Origin of the sequence: Falsiroseomonas stagni DSM 19981, assembly GCF_900114315.1 — a bacterium.
GTDB lineage: Bacteria > Pseudomonadota > Alphaproteobacteria > Acetobacterales > Acetobacteraceae > Falsiroseomonas > Falsiroseomonas stagni.
On record NZ_FOSQ01000001.1, the window covers coordinates 670,522 to 689,171 of the forward strand.

18 protein-coding genes are annotated in these 18,650 nt (G+C 71.4%); 15 read left to right on the forward strand and 3 right to left on the reverse strand.

Going from position 1 to position 18,650, the window contains the following annotated elements:
• The first annotated feature begins 42 nt into the window (after positions 1–42).
• The 9 genes from BM041_RS03135 to BM041_RS03175 all read left to right on the forward strand — a co-directional run bounded on the left by BM041_RS03135 (position 43) and on the right by BM041_RS03175 (position 9,981).
• On the forward strand, positions 43–954 hold the full coding sequence (locus tag BM041_RS03135) for an FAD binding domain-containing protein (protein WP_092955318.1): 912 nt from the start codon (positions 43–45) through the stop codon (positions 952–954).
• Positions 951–1,424: a (2Fe-2S)-binding protein gene (locus tag BM041_RS03140; RefSeq protein WP_092955321.1), complete on the forward strand. Its 474-nt coding sequence runs from the start codon at positions 951–953 to the stop codon at positions 1,422–1,424. Before BM041_RS03135 ends, BM041_RS03140 begins: the two co-directional genes overlap by 4 nt.
• Positions 1,421–3,712 carry a xanthine dehydrogenase family protein molybdopterin-binding subunit gene (locus BM041_RS03145; protein WP_092955324.1) on the forward strand — a complete coding sequence of 764 codons (2,292 nt, stop codon included), beginning with the start codon at positions 1,421–1,423 and terminating at the stop codon, positions 3,710–3,712. The genes BM041_RS03140 and BM041_RS03145 overlap by 4 nt, the downstream gene beginning before the upstream one ends.
• Positions 3,709–4,566: an FAD binding domain-containing protein gene (locus tag BM041_RS03150; RefSeq protein WP_092955327.1), complete on the forward strand. Its 858-nt coding sequence runs from the start codon at positions 3,709–3,711 to the stop codon at positions 4,564–4,566. The genes BM041_RS03145 and BM041_RS03150 overlap by 4 nt, the downstream gene beginning before the upstream one ends.
• Positions 4,563–5,060 carry a (2Fe-2S)-binding protein gene (locus tag BM041_RS03155; RefSeq protein ID WP_092955330.1) on the forward strand — a complete coding sequence of 166 codons (498 nt, stop codon included), beginning with the start codon at positions 4,563–4,565 and terminating at the stop codon, positions 5,058–5,060. The genes BM041_RS03150 and BM041_RS03155 overlap by 4 nt, the downstream gene beginning before the upstream one ends.
• Positions 5,057–7,387, forward strand: coding sequence for a xanthine dehydrogenase family protein molybdopterin-binding subunit (locus BM041_RS03160; protein ID WP_092955333.1), 2,331 nt, complete (start codon positions 5,057–5,059; stop codon positions 7,385–7,387). The genes BM041_RS03155 and BM041_RS03160 overlap by 4 nt, the downstream gene beginning before the upstream one ends.
• Positions 7,384–7,977, forward strand: a complete 594-nt coding sequence (locus BM041_RS03165) for an SRPBCC family protein (protein WP_092955336.1) — start codon at positions 7,384–7,386, stop codon at positions 7,975–7,977. Before BM041_RS03160 ends, BM041_RS03165 begins: the two co-directional genes overlap by 4 nt.
• Before the next feature lie 74 nt (positions 7,978–8,051).
• The gene (locus BM041_RS03170; RefSeq protein ID WP_092955339.1) at positions 8,052–9,017 is read left to right on the forward strand and encodes a tripartite tricarboxylate transporter substrate-binding protein; all 966 of its coding nucleotides are present in this window, start codon (positions 8,052–8,054) and stop codon (positions 9,015–9,017) included.
• A gap of 10 nt (positions 9,018–9,027) precedes the next feature.
• Positions 9,028–9,981 (forward strand): Bug family tripartite tricarboxylate transporter substrate binding protein, encoded by a 954-nt coding sequence (locus BM041_RS03175; protein WP_092955342.1) that lies wholly within the window; start codon positions 9,028–9,030, stop codon positions 9,979–9,981.
• Here the strand turns inward: BM041_RS03175 and BM041_RS03180 are convergent.
• The gene (locus tag BM041_RS03180) at positions 9,974–10,879 is read right to left on the reverse strand and encodes a polysaccharide deacetylase family protein (protein WP_092955345.1); all 906 of its coding nucleotides are present in this window, start codon (positions 10,877–10,879) and stop codon (positions 9,974–9,976) included. The two genes, BM041_RS03175 and BM041_RS03180, sit on opposite strands and share 8 nt — an antisense overlap.
• Before the next feature lie 29 nt (positions 10,880–10,908).
• Here BM041_RS03180 and BM041_RS03185 point away from each other — a divergent pair, with 29 nt between their 5' ends.
• Positions 10,909–11,730 (forward strand): GntR family transcriptional regulator, encoded by an 822-nt coding sequence (locus BM041_RS03185; RefSeq protein WP_092955347.1) that lies wholly within the window; start codon positions 10,909–10,911, stop codon positions 11,728–11,730.
• On the forward strand, positions 11,727–13,007 hold the full coding sequence (locus tag BM041_RS03190) for an amidase (protein WP_092955350.1): 1,281 nt from the start codon (positions 11,727–11,729) through the stop codon (positions 13,005–13,007). The genes BM041_RS03185 and BM041_RS03190 overlap by 4 nt, the downstream gene beginning before the upstream one ends.
• Here BM041_RS03190 and BM041_RS03195 read toward each other — a convergent pair.
• The gene (locus BM041_RS03195) at positions 13,004–13,228 is read right to left on the reverse strand and encodes a hypothetical protein (RefSeq protein ID WP_092955352.1); all 225 of its coding nucleotides are present in this window, start codon (positions 13,226–13,228) and stop codon (positions 13,004–13,006) included. The two genes, BM041_RS03190 and BM041_RS03195, sit on opposite strands and share 4 nt — an antisense overlap.
• A gap of 229 nt (positions 13,229–13,457) precedes the next feature.
• Positions 13,458–14,444: a LysR substrate-binding domain-containing protein gene (locus BM041_RS03200; RefSeq protein WP_092955355.1), complete on the reverse strand. Its 987-nt coding sequence runs from the start codon at positions 14,442–14,444 to the stop codon at positions 13,458–13,460.
• A 128-nt stretch (positions 14,445–14,572) separates the two neighbouring features.
• Between BM041_RS03200 and BM041_RS03205 the strand changes: the two genes are divergently transcribed.
• The 4 genes from BM041_RS03205 to BM041_RS03220 all read left to right on the forward strand — a co-directional run bounded on the left by BM041_RS03205 (position 14,573) and on the right by BM041_RS03220 (position 18,650).
• Positions 14,573–15,568, forward strand: coding sequence for a LysR family transcriptional regulator (locus BM041_RS03205; RefSeq protein ID WP_092955358.1), 996 nt, complete (start codon positions 14,573–14,575; stop codon positions 15,566–15,568).
• A 111-nt stretch (positions 15,569–15,679) separates the two neighbouring features.
• Complete coding sequence (locus tag BM041_RS03210; protein ID WP_217648597.1) at positions 15,680–16,804, forward strand: ring-opening amidohydrolase; 1,125 nt, start codon at positions 15,680–15,682, stop codon at positions 16,802–16,804.
• A 3-nt stretch (positions 16,805–16,807) separates the two neighbouring features.
• The gene (locus tag BM041_RS03215; RefSeq protein WP_092955364.1) at positions 16,808–17,578 is read left to right on the forward strand and encodes an ABC transporter permease; all 771 of its coding nucleotides are present in this window, start codon (positions 16,808–16,810) and stop codon (positions 17,576–17,578) included.
• 31 nt (positions 17,579–17,609) lie between these two features.
• Entirely contained in the window at positions 17,610–18,650 is a 1,041-nt protein-coding gene (locus BM041_RS03220) for an ABC transporter substrate-binding protein (RefSeq protein WP_092955367.1), read from the forward strand.

Here is an 18,650-nt window from a genome sequence, read left to right on the forward strand (position 1 = left end):
GCCCGCGATAACCACCCTTCTAATGTCCTGACAATTGGCGGCATGCCAGGAGATGACGATGGCGCCGCCGCGGCGGAGCAACTAGGCGTGAAGGCGCCCCCTTTCGAATGGCATCGCCCCGCCACGCTGGCGGAGGCGGTGGCGAGCCTTGCCGCGGTGGCGCCGCAGGATGGCCGCGTGCTGGCCGGTGGCCAGAGCCTGCTGCCCGCCATGGCGCTGCGCGTCGCGCGGCCGCCGCACCTCGTCGACATCAACGGCATCGCGGAACTCGGCGAATTGCGCGTGGAGGACAACGCGCTGCGGATCGGCGCGCTGGTGCGCCACGCGGCCTTCCATCGTCCCGTCGCGCACGGGCCGCTCGGCGCGCTGATGGCCGGCGTGGTGCGCCACATCGCGCATTGGCCGATCCGCACCCGTGGCAGCTTCGGCGGCAGCCTCTGCCACGCGGATCCGGCCTCCGAATGGCCGCTGGTGGCGGTGGTGCTCGGCGCGACGATGCAGGCGGTGTCGCTGCGCGGCGACAGGTTGATCGATGGCCCCGCCTTCCTGCGCGGCCCGCTGGAAACGGCGCTGGCACCGGACGAGATCCTGCGCGCCGTGACGCTGCCGCTGCTGCCCGCGGATGCGCACTGGGGGTTCGAGGAAGTGGCCCGCCGCGCCGGCGATTTCGCCCAGGCCATGGCGCTGGTCGTGCTGCGCATGGATGCGATCGGCCGCGTGGCGGAAGCCCGCATCGGCATCGGCGGCGTCGAAGCCGTGCCGCGCCGCCTGGCCGCGGTGGAGGCGCTGGTGAATGGTCGCCTGCCCTCCGCCACGCTGGTCGAGGAAGCCGGCCGCGCCGCCGCCGCCGCCTGCGACCCGATGGAGGATGCGCCCTATCGCCGCGCCCTGGTGCGCGCCGTCGTCTCCCGCGCGCTGGCCTCCGCCGCGATGCCGCAGGCGCTGGCGGCATGAGCGACGTGCTGCACAGGGTCCGCATGACGGTGAATGCCCGCGCCGCGACCATCGCGGTGGAGGCGCGCCGCACCCTGGCGGAGGCGCTGCGCGAGGATCTCGGCCTGACGGGCACGCATCTCGGCTGCGAACACGGCGTCTGCGGCGCCTGCACTGTGCTGATGGATGGCGCGCCGGTGCGTGCCTGCCTGGTGCTGGCCGTACAGGCGGAAGGCGCCGCCATCCGCACCGTGGAGGGCCTGGCCGCGCCGGATGGCACGCTGCATCCGCTGCAGCAGGCCTTCGCCGACCATCACGCGCTGCAATGCGGCTATTGCACGCCGGGGTTCCTGATGCTGGCGATGGCGATGCTGGAGGAGAACCCGGCGATGGAGGAGGCGGAGATGGTGGAACGCCTCTCCTCCAACCTCTGCCGCTGCACCGGCTATGCCGGCATCCTCGCCGCTGTACGGTCGGTGATGCGGCGATGAGCGTGATCGGCCGATCCGTCCCGCGGCTGGAAGACCCGCCGCTGCTGCGGGGGGAAGGCGCCTTCGCCGCCGATATCAGCTTCCCTCGCCAGCTTCACATGCGCGTGGTGCGCGCCGAGATGGCGCATGCGCGCCTCCTGGCCGTCGATGTCTCGGCGGCGCTGGCGCTCCCCGGCGTCGTCGCCGTCTGGACCGGCGAGGATGTCGCGACCATCCCGCCCATCCCCTTCCGCGCGACGAAGCTCAAGGGCCTGGAACCCTATTGCCAGCCGATCCTGGCGCGCGGCCGCGTGCGCTATGTCGGCGAACCCGTCGCCGTGGTCTTCGCGGAGAACGCCGCGTTGGCGGAGGATGCCGCCGACCTCGTCGTGGCGGACCTCGAGGAACTGCCCGCGCTGCTGGATGCCGCGGCGCCACCGCGCGATTTCGATGCGACCCATGCGACGGAACCCGCCATCCTCCGCAAATCCTATGGCGATGTGGAGGCCGGCTTCGCCGCCGCCCATGCCGTACTCGACCTGGACCTGTCCATCGGCCGCCATTCCGGCGTGCCGCTGGAAACCCGCGGCGCCATCGCCCGCTATGATGCCGCCAGCGACACGCTGGAACTGCACGGCACGGCCAAGAAGCAGCACTGGAACCGCGACGAGATCGCGCGGCTGCTGGGCCGTTCCCCCACCTCCGTCCATCTCTTCGAAGGCCATGTCGGCGGCGGCTTCGGCGTGCGTGGCGAACTCTACCCGGAAGATCTGCTGGTCTGCCTGGCGGCGCTGCGACTGCGGCGGCCGGTGAAGTGGATCGAGGATCGGCGGGAGCATCTGGTCGCGACGAATCATTCGCGCCAGCAGCGGCACCGCCTACGCGCGGCGGTGGATGCGGAAGGCCGGCTGATCGCCATCGACAATGTGTTCTTCCACGACCAGGGCGCCTATGTGCGCACCCATGGCGCGCGCGTCGCCGACATGTCCGCGGGGCTGCTGCTCGGCCCCTATGCCGTGCCGGCCTATCGCGCGACCGGCCATTTCCGCCTGACCAACAAGACCCCCGCCGCCACCTATCGCGCACCTGGTCGCTACGAGGGCACCTTCGTGCGCGAAAGGCTGATGGATGCCATCGCCGCGCGGCTCGGCCTCGATCGCGTGGAGGTACGGCGCCGCAACTTCGTGCCCGTTTCCGCCATGCCCTTCACGCGGCCGCTCGATGCGCTCGGCACCGATGTGGTGCTGGATTCCGGCGATTATGCGCTGCTGCTGGACAAGGCGCTGGCGCGTTTCGGGTGGGAAGCGCGGCAGGCCGACATTGCGCGCCGCCGTGCCGCCGGCGAATCTGTCGGCCTCGGCCTCGGCTTCTTCGTGGAGAAGAGCGGCCTAGGCCCCTCCGACGGCGTGCGGATGTCGGTTGATCCGACGGGGGTGGTGGAGCTGGTGACGGGCGCGGCCTCCGTCGGCCAGGGCGTGGAGACGGCGCTGGCGCAGATCGCGGCCGATGCGCTCGGCGTGGATTACCGGTGCGTGCGCGTGGTGCGTGGGCAGACCAACCGGATCGAATTCGGCTCCGGTGCCCATGCCTCCCGCGTCACGGTCATGTCGGGTTCCGCCACGCATCTCGCGGGCCTCGCGTTGCGCGACCTGGCGCTGGGGACGGCAGCGACGTTGCTGCAGGCACCGAAGGAGTCGCTGACGATCGTCGATGGCATGGTGTGCCGCGCGGATGGCCCCGCGCTGCCGATCGGGGAGGTGGCGCGCGCCCTGGCCGCGGGCACCAAGCTCTCCCGCGAACGCGCGGTGCCGGGGCTGACGACGGAAGGCTGGTTCCATTCCGACCACATGACCTACCCCTATGGCGTCCACCTGGCGCAGGTGGCGCTGGACCGGATGACGGGGGCAGTGGCGGTCGAACACTACCTCGTCGCCTATGATGTCGGCCGCGCCGTCAATCCGAAACTCGTGGAAGGCCAGATCATCGGCGGCTTCGCCCAGGGCCTCGGCGGCGCGCTGTTCGAGGAATTCCGCTACGACGAACGCGGCCAGCCGCTCTCCACCACCCTCGCGGACTATCTGATGCCGACCATCGCGGAGATGCCGCCACTCGACGTGCTGGTGACGGAGGATGCGCCGAGCCCGCTGAACCCGCTCGGCGTGAAGGGCGCCGGCGAGGGCGGCACGAATGCCGTCGGCGCCGCCATCGCTTCCGCCATCGATGATGCGCTGGGCAACAAGGGCCTTGTCACGCGCCTGCCCGTGACGCCGCGGGAGGTGCTGCGCCTGCTGGGGGAGATCGAGGCATGAAGCCGCCGCCCTTCGCCTACCATGATCCATCGACGCTGGAGGAGGCGATTTCGCTGCTGTCCACGCTGCCGAATGCGCGGCCGCTGGCCGGCGGGCAATCCATGATGCCGATGCTGAACATGCGTTTCGCGCAGCCCGATCACCTGGTCGATCTCAATCGCATCGCCGGGCTGGATGGCGTGACGGTGGAACCCGATGGCGCGCTGACCATCGGCGCCATGGCGCGGCAGCGCGTGCTGGAACAGCATCCGGAGGTCGCGCGCCGCTGCCCGCTGATGGTGGAGGCGCTGGCGCAGGTCGGCCATCGGCAGACGCGCAATCGCGGTACGATCGGCGGGTCGCTCTGCCACCTCGACCCCGCCGCGGAACTGCCGCTGGTGGCGGCGGCGATGGAGGCGGTGGTCCGCGTCGCGGGCCCGAACGGCCAGCGCGACATCGCCTTCGCCGACTTCGCCCAGGGCTACATGACGCCGGAGATGGAGCCGGAGGAGTTGCTGGTGGCCGTGCGCATCCCCGCGCAGCCCGCCGGTGCCGGCCACTGCTTTCTCGAATATGCCCGCCGCCACGGCGACTTCGCCATCGCCTCGGTCGCCGTGATGCTGGTGCCTGATGCGGTGGGGCGGATCGCGGAGGCGCGCGTGGCACTCGGCGGCGTCGGCGCCGTGCCGTTGCGCCTGCCGGAAGCCGAGGCCGCGCTGCGCGGCGCCCCGGACGTCAGCCGCGCGGTGGCGGCCACGAAGACCCTGGAACCGATGGAGGACGCGCTGGTGCCCGCCTGGTATCGCCGCCACCTCGCCGGCGTGCTGCTCGGCCGCGCGCTGGTGATCGCGCAATCACGAATGGGACGGGCATGAGCGAGGATCGCAGCCTGGCCCGCCGCGTCAACTGCGTGGTGAACGGCACGGCACAGGCGGCGGAGGTATCCGTCCGCCGCACGCTGGCGGATTACCTGCGGCAGGACCTCGGCCTGACAGGCACGCATCTCGGCTGCGAGCATGGCGTCTGCGGCGCCTGCACGGTGCTGGTGGATGGACGTGCCGTGCGGTCCTGCCTGATGCTCGCGGTGCAGGCGGAAGGCTGCGCGGTGACGACGGTGGAAGGCATCGCGCCCGATGTCGTCACGCTGCATCCCCTGCAGACCGCCTTCGCGAAGCATCACGCGTTGCAATGCGGCTTCTGCACGCCGGGGATGCTGACGACGCTGCTGGAATTCCTGGAGGAGGTGCCGGCACCGACAGCGGAGGAGATCCGCATCGTCATCTCCGGCAATCTCTGCCGCTGCACGGGGTATGAGCCGATCGTCGCCGCCACGCTGGAAGCCGCCGCCGTGATGCGGGGTGGCGCATGACCGGCGGCACTGCCTTCCGCGACGTGCCGCGGCTGGAGGACCCGCCACTGCTGCGCGGCCGCGCACGCTTCGTCGATGACATCCGCGCGGCGGGCGGGCTGCACGCGGCCTTCCTGCGCAGCCCCTTCGCCCATGCGGCGATCCGCGCCATTGATGCCAGCGCCGCGCGCGCCCTGCCTGGCGTGCGCCTGGTGCTGACGGCGGCCGACCTCAACCCGCACCTGACTGAAACACGGTTGAAAGTGGCGCTGCCGAGCCCCGCCTTCCGCCAGACGCTCGATCGCCCCGTGCTGGCGTCGGGCGAGGTGGTTCACGTGGGAGAAGCGGTCGCGATCATCGTCGCGGATGACCGCTACATCGCGGAGGATGCGCTCTCCCTCATCGAGGTCGATTACGATCCCCTCGACGCCGTGGCGGATTGCGTGGCCGCGCTGGCGGATGGCGCGCCGACCGCGCATCAGGGCGCGCCGCACAATCTGGTCGGCGATTTCACCCTCGGCTTCGGCGATCCCGACGCCGCCTTCGCCAGCGCGGCGGTCGTGGTGCGGGAGACGCTCTCGCAGCATCGCGGCGTCGCGCATTCCATGGAATGCCGCGGCCTGGTCGCCATCCCCGATCCCATCGAGGATCGCCTCACGGTCTGGTCCAGCACGCAGACGCCGCATGTCGCGCGACGGATGCTCTGCGATATCCTCGGCCTGCGGGAGGACCAGGTTCGCGTCGTCACCCCCGATGTCGGCGGCGGCTTCGGGCCGAAACTGGTCTTCTATCCGGAGGAAGCGGCGGTCGCCGCCGCGGCGCGGCTACTCGGCCGGCCGGTGAAGTGGATCGAGGATCGGCGGGAGCATTTCATCGCCGCGACCCAGGAACGTGACCAGGTCTGGGATGTCGAACTCGCGATGGATGCGGAAGGTCGCATCCTCGGCGTGCGGGGGGAGATGATCCATGACCATGGCGCCTGGACCGCGCGCGGGCTGAACGTGGCCTATGGCGCGGTCTCCGCCATGCCGCTGGCCTATATCGTGCCGGCCTATCGCATCCGCTCCCGCTCCGCCGTCACGAACAAGGTGCCGGTCACGCCGATCCGCGGAGCGGGGCAGCCGCAGGGCGTCTTCGCGATGGAAAGGCTGCTGGACCGCGCCGCGCAGCGGCTCGGCCTGGACCGCGCGGAGATCAGGCGGCGCAACCTGGTGCCCGCCGACCGCATGCCCTACGCGACGCCGCTGAAGACCCGTGGCGGCATGCAGGTGGTGCTGGATTCCGGCGACTTTCCTCAGTGCATGGCGGAAGCCTTGCAACGGGCCGATTGGGACGGGTTCAGGGATCGCCAGGAAGCGGCGCGGGTGCAGGGCCGGTATCTCGGCATCGGCGTCGCCAACTATGTCGAGGGCACCGGGCGCGGGCCCTTCGAGCATGTCTCGGTGCGCCTCGAACCCTCCGGCCGGATCTTCGTCGCCACGGGCGCCGCGCCGATGGGCCAGTCCACGCGCACCATGCTGGCGCAGCTCGTCGCGGAACAGCTCGGCGGCGACATGGCGAATGTGGAGGTGTCCGCCGGCGATACCGCGACCTCGCCGCTCGGCCTCGGCGGCTTCAACAGCCGGCAGGCGGTGATGGCGGGGACCTCCGCGCATGTCGCCTCGATCAAGGTGCGCGACCGCGTGCTGCAGGTGGCGGCCACGCTGCTGGAAGCCTCGGAAGCTGACCTCGAGATCGCCGGGCGCGCCGTGCGCGTCACCGGCACCGGTATGCAGGTGACACTCGCAGAAATCGCGCGCGCCGCGGCCGGCCTGCCAGGCTTCGCCCTGCCGGGTGGCCGTGCCGGCATCGCGGCGGCGGAGGAGGTGGTCATCGATCCCATGACCTACGCCAATGGCAGCTGCGTGGCGGAAGTCGAGGTCGATGCCGGCACCGGCAATATCGCTATCACGCGGCTCAGCTTCATGCATGATTGCGGCCGCGCCCTGCATCCGCGGATCGTGGAGGGCCAGGTTCTCGGCGGCATCGCGCATGGCATCGGCAATGCGCTGTTCGAATGGATGGGCTTCGACGACCAGGCGCAGCCCGTCACCACCAACCTGGCGGAGTACCTGCTGATGAGCGCGACGGAGATGCCGCACGCCATCTCCATCGGCCATCTGGAAAGCCCGACGCCGCTGAACCCGCTGGGCATCAAGGGCGTCGGTGAATCCGGCGTGATCCCGGTGGCGGCGGCCATCGCCTCCGCGGTGGAGGATGCGCTCTCGCCCTTCGACGCGCGCATGAACCGCGTGCCGATCGCGCCGCATGACGTTGTGGCGGCCATGCTGGGGGATGCGGCGCGATGAAGTTCGACAACAGCTTCGAGGTTCCACTGCCTCCCGCCCAGGCCTGGGCCTTGCTGCAGGATGTCCAGCGCATCGCGCCCTGCATGCCGGGCGCGGAACTGACGGAGGTGATCGACGCGCGCAGCTTCAAGGGCCGCGTCGCCGTCAAGCTCGGCCCCGTCGCGCTGACCTTCGCCGGCACCGCGCGGTTCGAGGAGCTGGACGAGGCGACGCAGACCGCGAAGGTCAAGGCGCAGGGCACGGACCAGAAGGGCCGTGGCGGCGCCCATGCCGTGGTGGGCTTCGCGCTGGTGCCGGTGCCCGCGGGCACACGTGTCGACATCACCACCGATGTCACGCTCTCCGGCGCCGTGGCGCAGTATGGCCGCGGCGCGGGCATCATCCAGGCGGTGGCGGCGGAGCTGATCGGGCAGTTCTCCGAACGCCTGCGCGCCATGATCGCCGCGGACGCGCCGCCCGCGACCGTCGACGATGCGGCAGTGCCGCCACCGCCGCCGCCACCACTGGCGCCGGCGGCACCCATCGGCGGCATCGGCCTGTTGTGGCGGGCGCTGATGTCCTGGCTGAGATCGATCTTCGGCCGCGGCTGACGCGGCCCCGACACGCGGTACTCCAAGCAATAAGAAAGCAGGGTTCGGCGACACATCCATCGGGGGTTTCCACCATGACGCATTCCATCACCCGCGCGGCCTTCCTGTCCGGCCTGGCAACGCTTGCCATGGCGGCACCGGCGCGCGCACAGCAGAGGCCCCTGCGCCTGGTGCTGCCCTATGCGCCGGGCGGCGTGGTGGACACGCTCGGCCGTGTCGTCGGCATGGCGCTGGCGGAGACCGCGGGGATCGCCGCGGTGGCGGATAACCGCCCCGGCGCGGGCGGCATGATCGGCACGGATCACGTCGCCAAATCGGCGCCGGACGGCACTACGGCGCTGGTCATGGACCCGGCAGTGGTCATCAACCCGTCGCTCCAGGCGAATGTCCCCTACGACCTGTTCCGAGACCTCACCTGCGTCTCCATCATCAGCTCCTCGCCGCTGGTGGTCGTCGCGGCGCCGAACCAGCCCTTCCGCACCATGCAGGAACTGGTGGCCTTCGGGCGCACGCGGCCCGGTGCGCTGACCTTCGCCTCCGCCGGTGTCGGCACCACGCCGCATCTGGCGGGCGAATTGCTGAACCTGCGCACCGGCATCAATGCGACGCATGTGCCCTATCGCGGCATCGCGGCGGCCATGCCGGATGTGATGTCGGGCGCCGTGCCCTTCACCTTCAGCAGCATCGCCGGCGCGCGCGGCCTGATCGCGGATGGCCGCCTGCGCGCCATCGCCACCACCGGCACCACGCGGCCATCCAGCCTGCGGGATGTGCCGACGCTGGCGGAATCCGGCTTCGCCGATTTCGTCGTCGATCTCTGGCTCGGCGTCTTCGTGCCCTCCGCCACCCCCGCGGCGACCATCGCCTCGCTCCATGCCGCGCTGCAGACCGCGCTGCGCCGGCCGGAGACGGCGACAGCCTTCGAGCGTGCGGGCGCGGAGGTGCGCTTCACCACCACGGCGGAATCGGAACGCACGCTGCGATCGGAATACGAGATGTGGCGCAACCTCATCACCACCCAGCGTATTACCGCGGGCTGAGGACGCTGCCATGACCCTTCGCCTTCCCCGCCGCGCCGCGCTGGCGCTGCTGGCCCTGCCCGGTATCGCGCGCGCGCAATCCGCGCGCCCCATCCGCCTGCTGGTGGGCTTCGCGCCGGGCGGTGCCGCCGATACCGTCGCGCGGCTGATCGCACCCCGGCTCGGCGAGCATCTCGGCGCCTCCATCGTGGTGGAGAACCGCGCCGGCGCCAGCGGTACCATCGCCGCTTCGGCGGTGGCGCAGGCCGCGCCGGATGGCACGACGCTGCTGTTCACCACGCTGAGCCACGCGACGAATCCCTTCCTCCTCAGCGGCCTTCCCTTCGACTACGCCACCGCCTTCGCGCCCATCAGCCAGGTGGTGCTGTGGCCGCAGCTGCTGGCCGTGAAGAACGGTTTCCCCACGCGCAATATCGGCGAGTTCCTGGCCCATGCGCGGGCGAATCCGGTCAGCTACGGCACCCCTGGCAATGCCACCGCGCAGCACCTGGTGGCGGAGATGCTGCGGATGCGCACCGGCGCGCGGCTGGAACACATCCCCTATCGCGGCGGCGCCGATGCGGCGCGGGATCTGGCGGCGGGGGTGCTGGATGCCGCCTTCATGACGACATCGACGGCGCTGCCGCTGCTGCAATCCGGCCGCGTGCAGATGCTGGCGGTCTGCACGCCCGAACGCCTGCCCAGCTACCCTGAAACGCCGACCATCGCGGAATCCGGTGTGCCGGGCTTCGCGCTGTCCGACTGGTGCGCGATGTTCGCGCCCGCCGGCACGCCGGATGCCGCGATCCGCCGCATCCATGCCGGCATCGCCTTCGCGCTGGCGCAGCCCGAAGTCGCGCGCCGGCTCGATGACCTGTCGAGCCCGCCGCTCGGCTCGTCCCCCGATGCTTTCGCGGCCTTCCTGCGAGAGGAAGGCCCGCGCCTCGGCGAGGTGATCCGAAGCGCGGGCATCCGCGTCAGCTGAGCATCTCGGACCCCGGCACGATGCCCTTGGGCAGGCCGGCGATATGCGCGGCCAGTTCGGCGGGGCGCGTGATCCACAGCCGGTCCCGATGCGCCAGAATGTGCTTCAGCGCATCGCGCAGCGGGCGCAGGCGGAAGGGCTGGCCGACGACGAAGGTATGCAGGACGATGCTCATCACCAGCGGGCGGTGGCGGGACTGGTCCAGCATCTCATCGAACTGGTCCGTGATCATCTGCGCGAACTCCCGGCCGGTGTGATGGCGGAACACCATCGCCGGGCTGTCATTCAGCTCGATGCTGTAGGGGATGGAGAGGATGGGCCCGGACCGCGTCGCCATCCAGAAGGGCTGGTCATCCGCCGGCCAGTCCATCATGTAGCCGAAGCCTTCCTCCTTCAGCAGGTCGAGCGTATGCGCGCCCTGGGACAGCCAGGGGCCGAGCCAGCCGCGCGGCGCGGTGCCGGCATGGCGCGCGAGGCCATCGCGGGATTCCTGGATCAGACGCCGCTCATCCTCCTCCCACATCCCTTCCTGCCGCTCGGCATTGGTGCGGCCATGGCCGATGAATTCGTCGCCGCGGGCGACCAGGGCGCGGCCGATTTCCGGCATCAGGTCCAGCGCGGCGGAATTGCAGTTATGCGCGGCGGGCAGGCCGAGTTCATCCAGCAGGGAGAGGATATTCCAGATGCCCACCCTGTTGCCGTAGTCTCGCCAGGCGTAATTGCGCTGCGTCTGCGGGGAGCCCGGCACGGTGCTGTCGCTGCCCAGCCCGGTGCGGAAGGCATGATGTTCGATATTGGTGAAGATCTGCACGGCCAGCCTGCGTCCATCCGGCCAGCTGTAGTCGGGGCGGTTGACGATGGCGCTGGGGGCGTAGCGGTTCTGGTCGGGCAGCTTCATCGGACATTCCTTCACGGCGGGAGTGCCGCATGATGCCCCCGCGCCGCGACGCAGGCGAGGGGCGGGAAGCCGCGCCACAGGCCCTCGTGCTGCAGCAATTGCCGCCGCTCGATCCCCACAGCGCCGTGCCGCTGCACCAGCAACTGGCCGATCGGCTGGCGGCGCCGCTGCGGGGCGCGCAGGCCGCGCTGGCCGGCTTCGCCATGCCGACGGAAGCGCAATGCATGGCGCATTTCGGCGTCAGCCGCCCGACCATCCGCCAGGCCATGGCGCATCTGGTGGCCGCCGGCCTTGTCACGCGCGGCCGCGGCCGCGGCACCTTCGTGGCGCCGGAACGCCTGAACCACGATGTCAGCATGGCCTTCGAGGATGAGATGCGCGCCGCGCGCCGCAGCATCCGCCTCCAGGTCCTGCTGCGGCGGCAGGAAGTGGCGCCGGAACGGGTGCGGCAGAAGCTGCACCTGCCGCCGGGCGAGCAGGTGGAGTATGTCGAACGCCTGCGCTTCCTGGATGGCGAGGTCTTTGCCTTCGAACAGCGCTGGTTCCCGCCCGCGGTATCGCGCCATGTGACGCAGGCGATGCTGGAGGAGATGGCCATCATCTCCCTCCTCGGCGCCGCCATGCGCGAACCGCCGGCGCGCATCGTCAACACCGTGCGCTGCCTGCCGGCGGATGCGCGCGTCGCCAGGCTGCTCGGCGTCGCCTCCCGCACCTCGCTGCTGGAGACGGAGCACACCTACTTCGCCGCCTCCGGCACGCCGCTGCTGCATGGGGCGGTGCGCTTCCACGGCGAACGCTTCGAATTCACGCTGGAATCGGCGCTGCGGCTGCCGGGGCGGGAGGGGGAATGACCATCACCGAACTTGACGCGGCGACCATCGCCGCTCGCATCGCCGAGGGATCGCTGCGCGCGGAGGATGTCGCCAGCGCGCTGCTGGACCGCATCGCCGTGCGGGAACCCGTGGTGCGCGCCTTCGCCGCCATCGACCCCGATGCCGTGCTGCGCGCCGCGCGCGCGCAGGATGCCGGGCCACGGCGCGGGGTCCTGCATGGCGTGCCCATCGCGGTGAAGGATGTGCTGGATACCGCCGACCTGCCGACGGCGATGGGATCGCCCATCTTCGCCGGCCACCAGCCCCGCGCCGATGCTGCCTGCGTCGCGCTGGCGCGGGCGGCGGGGGCGCTGATCCTCGGCAAGACCGTGACGGCGGAATTCGCCTTCGTGCATCCCGGGCCGACCACCAACCCGCACAACCCCGCGCATACCCCCGGCGGGTCCTCCTCCGGCTCCGCGGCCGCGGTCGCGGCGGGGATGGTGCCGCTGGCGCTCGGCACCCAGACCGGCGGTTCGGTGCTGCGCCCGGCGGCCTTCTGCGGCGTGGTGGGCTTCAAGCCCAGCTTCGGCCTGATCCATCGCGGCGGCCTCAAGCTGATGGCGGAAAGCCTCGACACCATCGGCATCTTCGCGCGCCGCGTCGCCGATGTGGCGCTGCTGCTGCCGGTGCTGGCGGGGCTGCCCGCCTTGGCCCCCGCCGCGCCGCGCCCGCCCCGCATCGGGGTCTGCCGCGTGCATCCCTGGGCGCTGGCCTCGCAGGAAGCGCGCGATGTGGTGGAGGAGACAGCCGCGCGCCTGGCCGATGCCGGCGCCGCGGTGGTGGATGTCACCCTCCCGCCATCCTTCGACGCCCTGCTGGAGGTGCGCGCCCGCATCAATGATTTCGAGATCGCGCGCGCCCTGTCCTGGGAATACCACGCGGAGCGTCCGCGCCTCAGCCCGCGCCTGGGCGCGGCGATCGAGGCCGGGCGCGGCGTGACGCTGGCGGATTACGCGGCCGCGCAGGCGGCGGCGATGGCGGCACGCGCGGCCTTCCCGGCGGCGATGCAGGGCTGCGACGCGCTGCTGGTGCCGGGTGCGGCGGGCGAGGCGCCGGAGGGCCTGGAATCCACCGGCGATTCCCGCTTCCAGGGTGTCTGGACGCTGCTGCATGGCCCCGCGCTCGGCCTGCCGGTGCGGCGCGGGGTGCGGGGCCTGCCGCTCGGCATCCAGCTGGTGGCGCCGGCGGGGCAGGACGCGGCGCTGCTGGATTGCGGCCGCTGGGTGGATGCCGCGCTCCAGCCGCCAGGCTAGTCGTTGGCGGCGGGGGCCTCGTCCTCCGCCATGGTCAGCAGCTCCGCCGTGCTGAGCATCAGGATGCGGCGGTGGTCGAGGATCTGCGGCACCTGGTGCTGCAGGGTCTCCCACCGCGCTTCCACCGCATCCAGCGCGGCATCGAGGTTGTCGAACCGCTCCTCCTCCGGCTGCGGGCGCCCGGCGCGCCAGCGCAGATAGACCGGGTTCTGTTCCGTCATGGCGTGACCCTTCGCTGATGATGGGGGGATCATTACCGCGCCGCCGCCGGGGGGAGAACAGGGGCAATCATACCAACAGCCGCTTGCAGCGACTCGTTGGTATTCCTTTTTCGTGCCTCAATCGCCGGCGCCCGCTCCGCGGACTTGGCTTCGCCGGACTTCCGGCGGGCGCCATTCGGCGCGTCGGCCGGCTTTGCCGGCCGCAGGTCACTCCATCATGCCGTTGGTCTCACGCCCCCGTGTCATCCAGCATCGGCGTGGTGCGGCGCCCGTCCAGCGCGCGGGCCAGGTGTTCGGCGAAGGCGGCCGCCGCCACGGGCAGGGCGCGGCCGCGCAGCTGGGCCAGCACCAGCGGCCCATGCGCCAGGTCCCGGTCATCGACGGGGATGGCGACCAACCCCTCCGCCGCGCCGCTGGGCAGGGCGCCGATCTCGATCTGGAAGGTCACGGCGCGGGCGTTGCGGACGTAGTGGCGCAGCAATTCGAAGGAATCGGATTCCAGCGCCAGGTCCAGCGCCGTGCCGCGCCGTGCCGCCCAGGCATCCAGGATGCGGCGCGCGCCGTAATCCGTGGTGGGCAGCGCCAGCGGATGCGCCGTGCAGTCCCGCAGCCGCAGAGGCGCCCGCCCCGCCAGCGGGTGGTCCCGCGCCATCACGGCGCAAAGCCGCTGGCCGATGGACAGCAGGGGCAGCACCTCCGGCCGCGGCGCCAGGCCGAAGGCCAGCACCAGGTCGGCGGTGCCGTCCATCAGCCGTTCCGCCGCCGCATCATGCCCCACCAGCGGACAGTCGAAGCTGATGAGGGGGTAGCGCGCCTGGAAGGCCGTGATCTCCCGCGGCAGCAGGTCGCAGGCCACCGCCTGGCTGGCGGCGATGCGCACATGGCCCCGGCGCAGGCCGCGCAGCGCCTCCATCTGCTGGCGGGACCGGTCGAGGTCCGCGCATTGCCGGTGCACCCAGCCCAGGAAGATCTCCCCGGCCGCGCTTGGCCGCACGCCGGCGGCCGATCGTTCGAACAGGTCGAAGCCCAGATCCTGCTCCACGTCCCGCAGCCGGCGCTGCAGGGCGGAGGGGGCGATGTTCAGCCGCTCCGCCGCCTGGCGGATGGAGCCGGTGTGCTCGATGGCGAGAAGATAGGTCCAGACGCGCATGTGGCGCATGGCGAAGGCGCCGGGTTCCGGGCGCCAGCGGTCGGGCAGGCGGTCGGCGTCGCGCATCGGGACCTCCGTTCCAAAAGCGGCCACTTTGCGGCGCCGCCCTGGGGCCAGATTGGCAATATGCGGCAACACCGGCAATTGCTTCGCTGTCCCGGCGCCGCGAGCGCGCAGCCCAGGAGCATCGGCACATGCCTGCGACCAGCCGCTTCCCCGCCGGCCTCATCACCCGCCCGGCGACGCCCCGCCCGATGCCGCCCCGCCCCGCGCCGCGCCCGGCCACCGCCCCGCCCATGCTGCCCCGCGCCCTGCACTACATGGATGAGATCGCGCGGGCGGGGTCCGTCCGGAAGGCGGCGGAGCGGCTGAATGTCGCGGCCTCCGCCGTCAACCGCCAGCTGATCGAGCTGGAGGAGGAGATGGGGCTGGAGCTGTTCGAGCGCCTGCCCCGCGGCATGCGCGCCACGGCGGCGGGGGAGCTGATGCTGGCCCATATCCGCCGCCAGCGGGGGGAAGGGGAGGCGCTGCGCCAGCAATTGCAGGAACTGCGCGGCGCCCGGCGCGGCCAGGTGCGGCTGGGCGCGATAGAGGCGGTGGCGCGCGGCCTGCTGCCCGAATTGCTGCTGGATTTCCACCGCCAGCACGCGCGCATCGCCTTCACCGTCACGCTGGGCGGCACCGCGCCCCTGGTGCAGCAGGTGCTGGCGGAAACGCTGGAACTGGCGCTGGCCTACAACCCGCCGGAGGGCGGGGACCTCCAATTGCTGGCGGAACGCGCGGCGCCGTTGCAGGCCGTGGTGGCGCCGGGCCACCCGCTGGCCGGGCGCGCCAGCCTGCGGCTTGCCGATTGCCTGGCCCATCCCATCGCGCTGTCCTGCCAGGATACCGGCGGCCGCACGCTGATCGAGGAAGCGTTGGCCGGATCCTCGCTGCGGATCGACCCGGTGCTGGAATCCGACAGCTTCGAGATGCTGTCCCGCTTCTCCGCGGGCTGCGGCGGCGTGTCCTTCCACAGCGCCATCGGCGTGGCGCCGGAGGTCGCGCGCGGCACGCTGGTGGCGATCCCGCTGGCGGATCGCGCCCTGGCGCGGGGGCGGCTGGCGCTGGTGGCGCGGCGCGGCCGCGCGCTCTCCCCGGCCGCGGCCAGGCTGGCGGAGCACCTGGCCGCGGCGCTGCGGGCGGATTGACCGCGGCGGCGTGCTGAAAACCAGCACGCCCCTGGCTGAATTCGATGGTCGTCGGGCCTTGCTGCACCGCCGCATGATCCCGCCCAGCATGGCAAGGATGATCCATTTCCCGTGACCGCCTCTGCTGTCCCGATGATGAATGAGGCGCGGGTGATGACCGTGCCGATGAGCGCGCCGGAGGATGTCTCCGCCGTCGCGCGGCTTTTCGCTGATGGTCTCGTCGATCCCGCCCATGTCGTCGCGCTGATCGCGCAGACCGAGGGCGATGGCCATGCCCGCGGCTACGCCGCCACCTGCCTGCAATTGCTGTTCGCGGAACGGCTGGGCCTGACCCGCGCGCAGGTCTTCGACCGCATCCCGATGCTGATGATCGGCGGCACGGCGGGGCTGATGAGCCCGCACATCACCCTGTTCGTGAATGTCCCCGGCATGGCGGTGCCCGGCGGTCCGAAGCGGCTCGCCATCGGCGTCACCAGCACCCGCGCCCTGCTGCCGGAGGAATACGGCACGCCGGTGCATGTCGCGCTGGTGGCGGAGGCCGTGCGCGCCGCCATGGCGCAGGCCGGCATCGCATCGCCCGATGATGTCGCCTGCGTCGAGATGAAATGCCCGCAGATGACCGCCGCCCGCGCGCAGGACGCCGCCAGCCGCGGCGCCGCCACCGTCCATCCCAGCGCCGCCGCCGCATCGTCGATGAGCCGTGGTGCCTCCGCGTTGGGCTGCGCCGTGGCACTCGGCGAGGTGCCGGCGGAGGCGATCACCCAGGCCGCCATCGCGGGGCGGCCGGACCTGTACACGCAGCGCGGCTCCGCCTCCTCCGGCAATGAACAAATGGCGGTGCGCGTCGTGGTGATCGGCAATGTCGCCGGCGCGCCGGGCACGCATGTGGCCGCGCGCGGTGTCATGGCGCATCAGCTGGACCTGGCGGGCGCCCGCGCCGCCTTCACCGCCGCCGGACTGCGGCTGGAGGATGGCGTGGTGGCAGCGGAGGACCGGCCCCGCCTGGCCGCGGCCTTCGTCAATGCGGGCGCGGATTCCGTGGGCGACTGGCAGGGCCGGCGCCACACCATGCTGTCCGACATGCTTGCCGGCTTCTCCGGCCATGTCGCCAAGGCCGTGGCCCATGCCGCCATCGCCGGCATCGCGCAGGAAACCCTGGTGCTGGGCAATGCCGGGGCGGAGCACCAGGGCGCGCCGGGGTCGAATCTGGTCTGCGTCATCGCGCGGGGGGCCTGAGCGATGGGCGCGGCAGCCCGGCGGCGACTGCGGGAGGGGCTGAGCCCCGTGCTGTTCGTCGCCGCCCTGCTGCTGGCATGGGAGGTCGCGTCGCGCGCCCTCGATGTCTCCAAATTCGTCGCGCCCAAACCCTCCGAGATCCTGCCCATCTTCGCGCAGCGCGGGGCGGAGATCCTGCCGCATGCGATCCAGACGCTGTCCACCACGCTGGCGGGCTTCGTCGTCGGCGTGGCGCTGGGCTTCGCGCTGGGCGTGGCGCTCGGCGCGTCGCGCCGCTTCTACGCCATGGTCTTCCCGACGCTGATCGGCGTGAACAGCATCCCGAAGGTGGCGATCGTGCCGCTGCTGGTGCTGTGGGCGGGGATCGGCACCGTGCCGGCCGTCGTCACCTCCGCCGTCATCGTCATCTTCCCCATCGCCGTCGTCGTCTCCGCCTCCATCGCGACGATGGATGCGGAACTCGCGGATGTGCTGCGCTCGCTCGGTGCAGGGCGGCTTCTCGCACTCGCCAAGGTCGGCGTGCCGCAATCCATGCCGGCCTTCTTCGGTGCGCTGAAGGTCGCGATTACGCTGTCCTTCATCGGATCGATCCTGGCGGAATCCGTCGCCGCCAATCGCGGGCTCGGCTTCATGATGAACCGCGCCGCCTCCGATTTCGACGTGGAGCTTGTCTACAGCGGGCTCCTCACCCTCGCCGCCATGGGCATCGCGCTCTACCTCGCCTCCCTCGCGCTGGAACGGCGCCTGGTGGGATGGGCGGATCGCCGTGGCTGAACGCCTTCCTCCATCAAGGGACCGGACGCGCATGAGCCTGACCCGTTCGACACTGCTCCGCGGCACCGCCGCCGCGATGGCAGCCGCCCTGGCAAGCCCCGCCATCGCCCAGCCGCTGGAACGCCTGCCGCTGACGCTGAACTGGAAGATCCAGGGCCTGCACGGCGCCTTCTTCCTGGCGCTGGAGCGCGGCTATTTCCGGGCGGAGGGGCTGAACCCCGACATCGTCGCGGGCGATGGCTCAGCCAATGTCGTGAACCGCCTGGCCGGCGGCGCCTTCCAGATCGGGCTCGGCGACGTCGCATCCCTGGTACGCTTCAACGCGCAGAACCCCGAACGCCGCGTGAAGGCGATCTACAACCAGACGCCGGCGGACCTTGTGGTGCTGTCGCTGCGCGGCCGCGGCATCAGCAGGCCGGATGATTTGCGCGGCCGCCTGGTCGGCGCGCCCGTCGGTGATGCCGCCTTCAAGATGTTCCCCGCCTTCACCGCCGCCACCGGCGTGCCCGCCAGCGCCATCCGCTGGGAACACATGGCCCCCAACATCCGGGAGGCGATGCTGATCCAGGGCCGCGTGGACGCCATCACGGCGAATGAAGGCACGGCGCTGTTCAACCTGAAGGCCGCGGGGGTGAGGGAGGAGGACATGGTCTTCCTGCGCTACTCCGATTTCGGCATCAACATCGTCAATGCCGGCATGATGGCGAATGAGAGCTTCCTGCGCGACAAGCCGGAGACGGTGCGAAGGGTGCTCCGCGCGGTCAATCGCGGCCTGGTCGATTCCGTCGCCAACCCCGCCGCCAGCCTCGATGCGCTGATGCGCAAGGACCCGCTGCTGAATCGCGCGATTGAAGGCGAGCGCCTGATGTACAGCATCGCCCGCATGGTGGAGCAGCCGGATGCGCGCGAAGGCGGCCTCGGCTTCTACAACGAGGCGAGCGTGCGCCGCTCCATCGAGATCGTGACCGCGGCGGAGGGCCTGCCCGCCGCCATCGCGGTATCCGACTTCATGGATATGTCCTTCCTGCCCCCGGCTTCCGCCCGCGTGATCCCGGCCGTCGGGCGCGTCTGA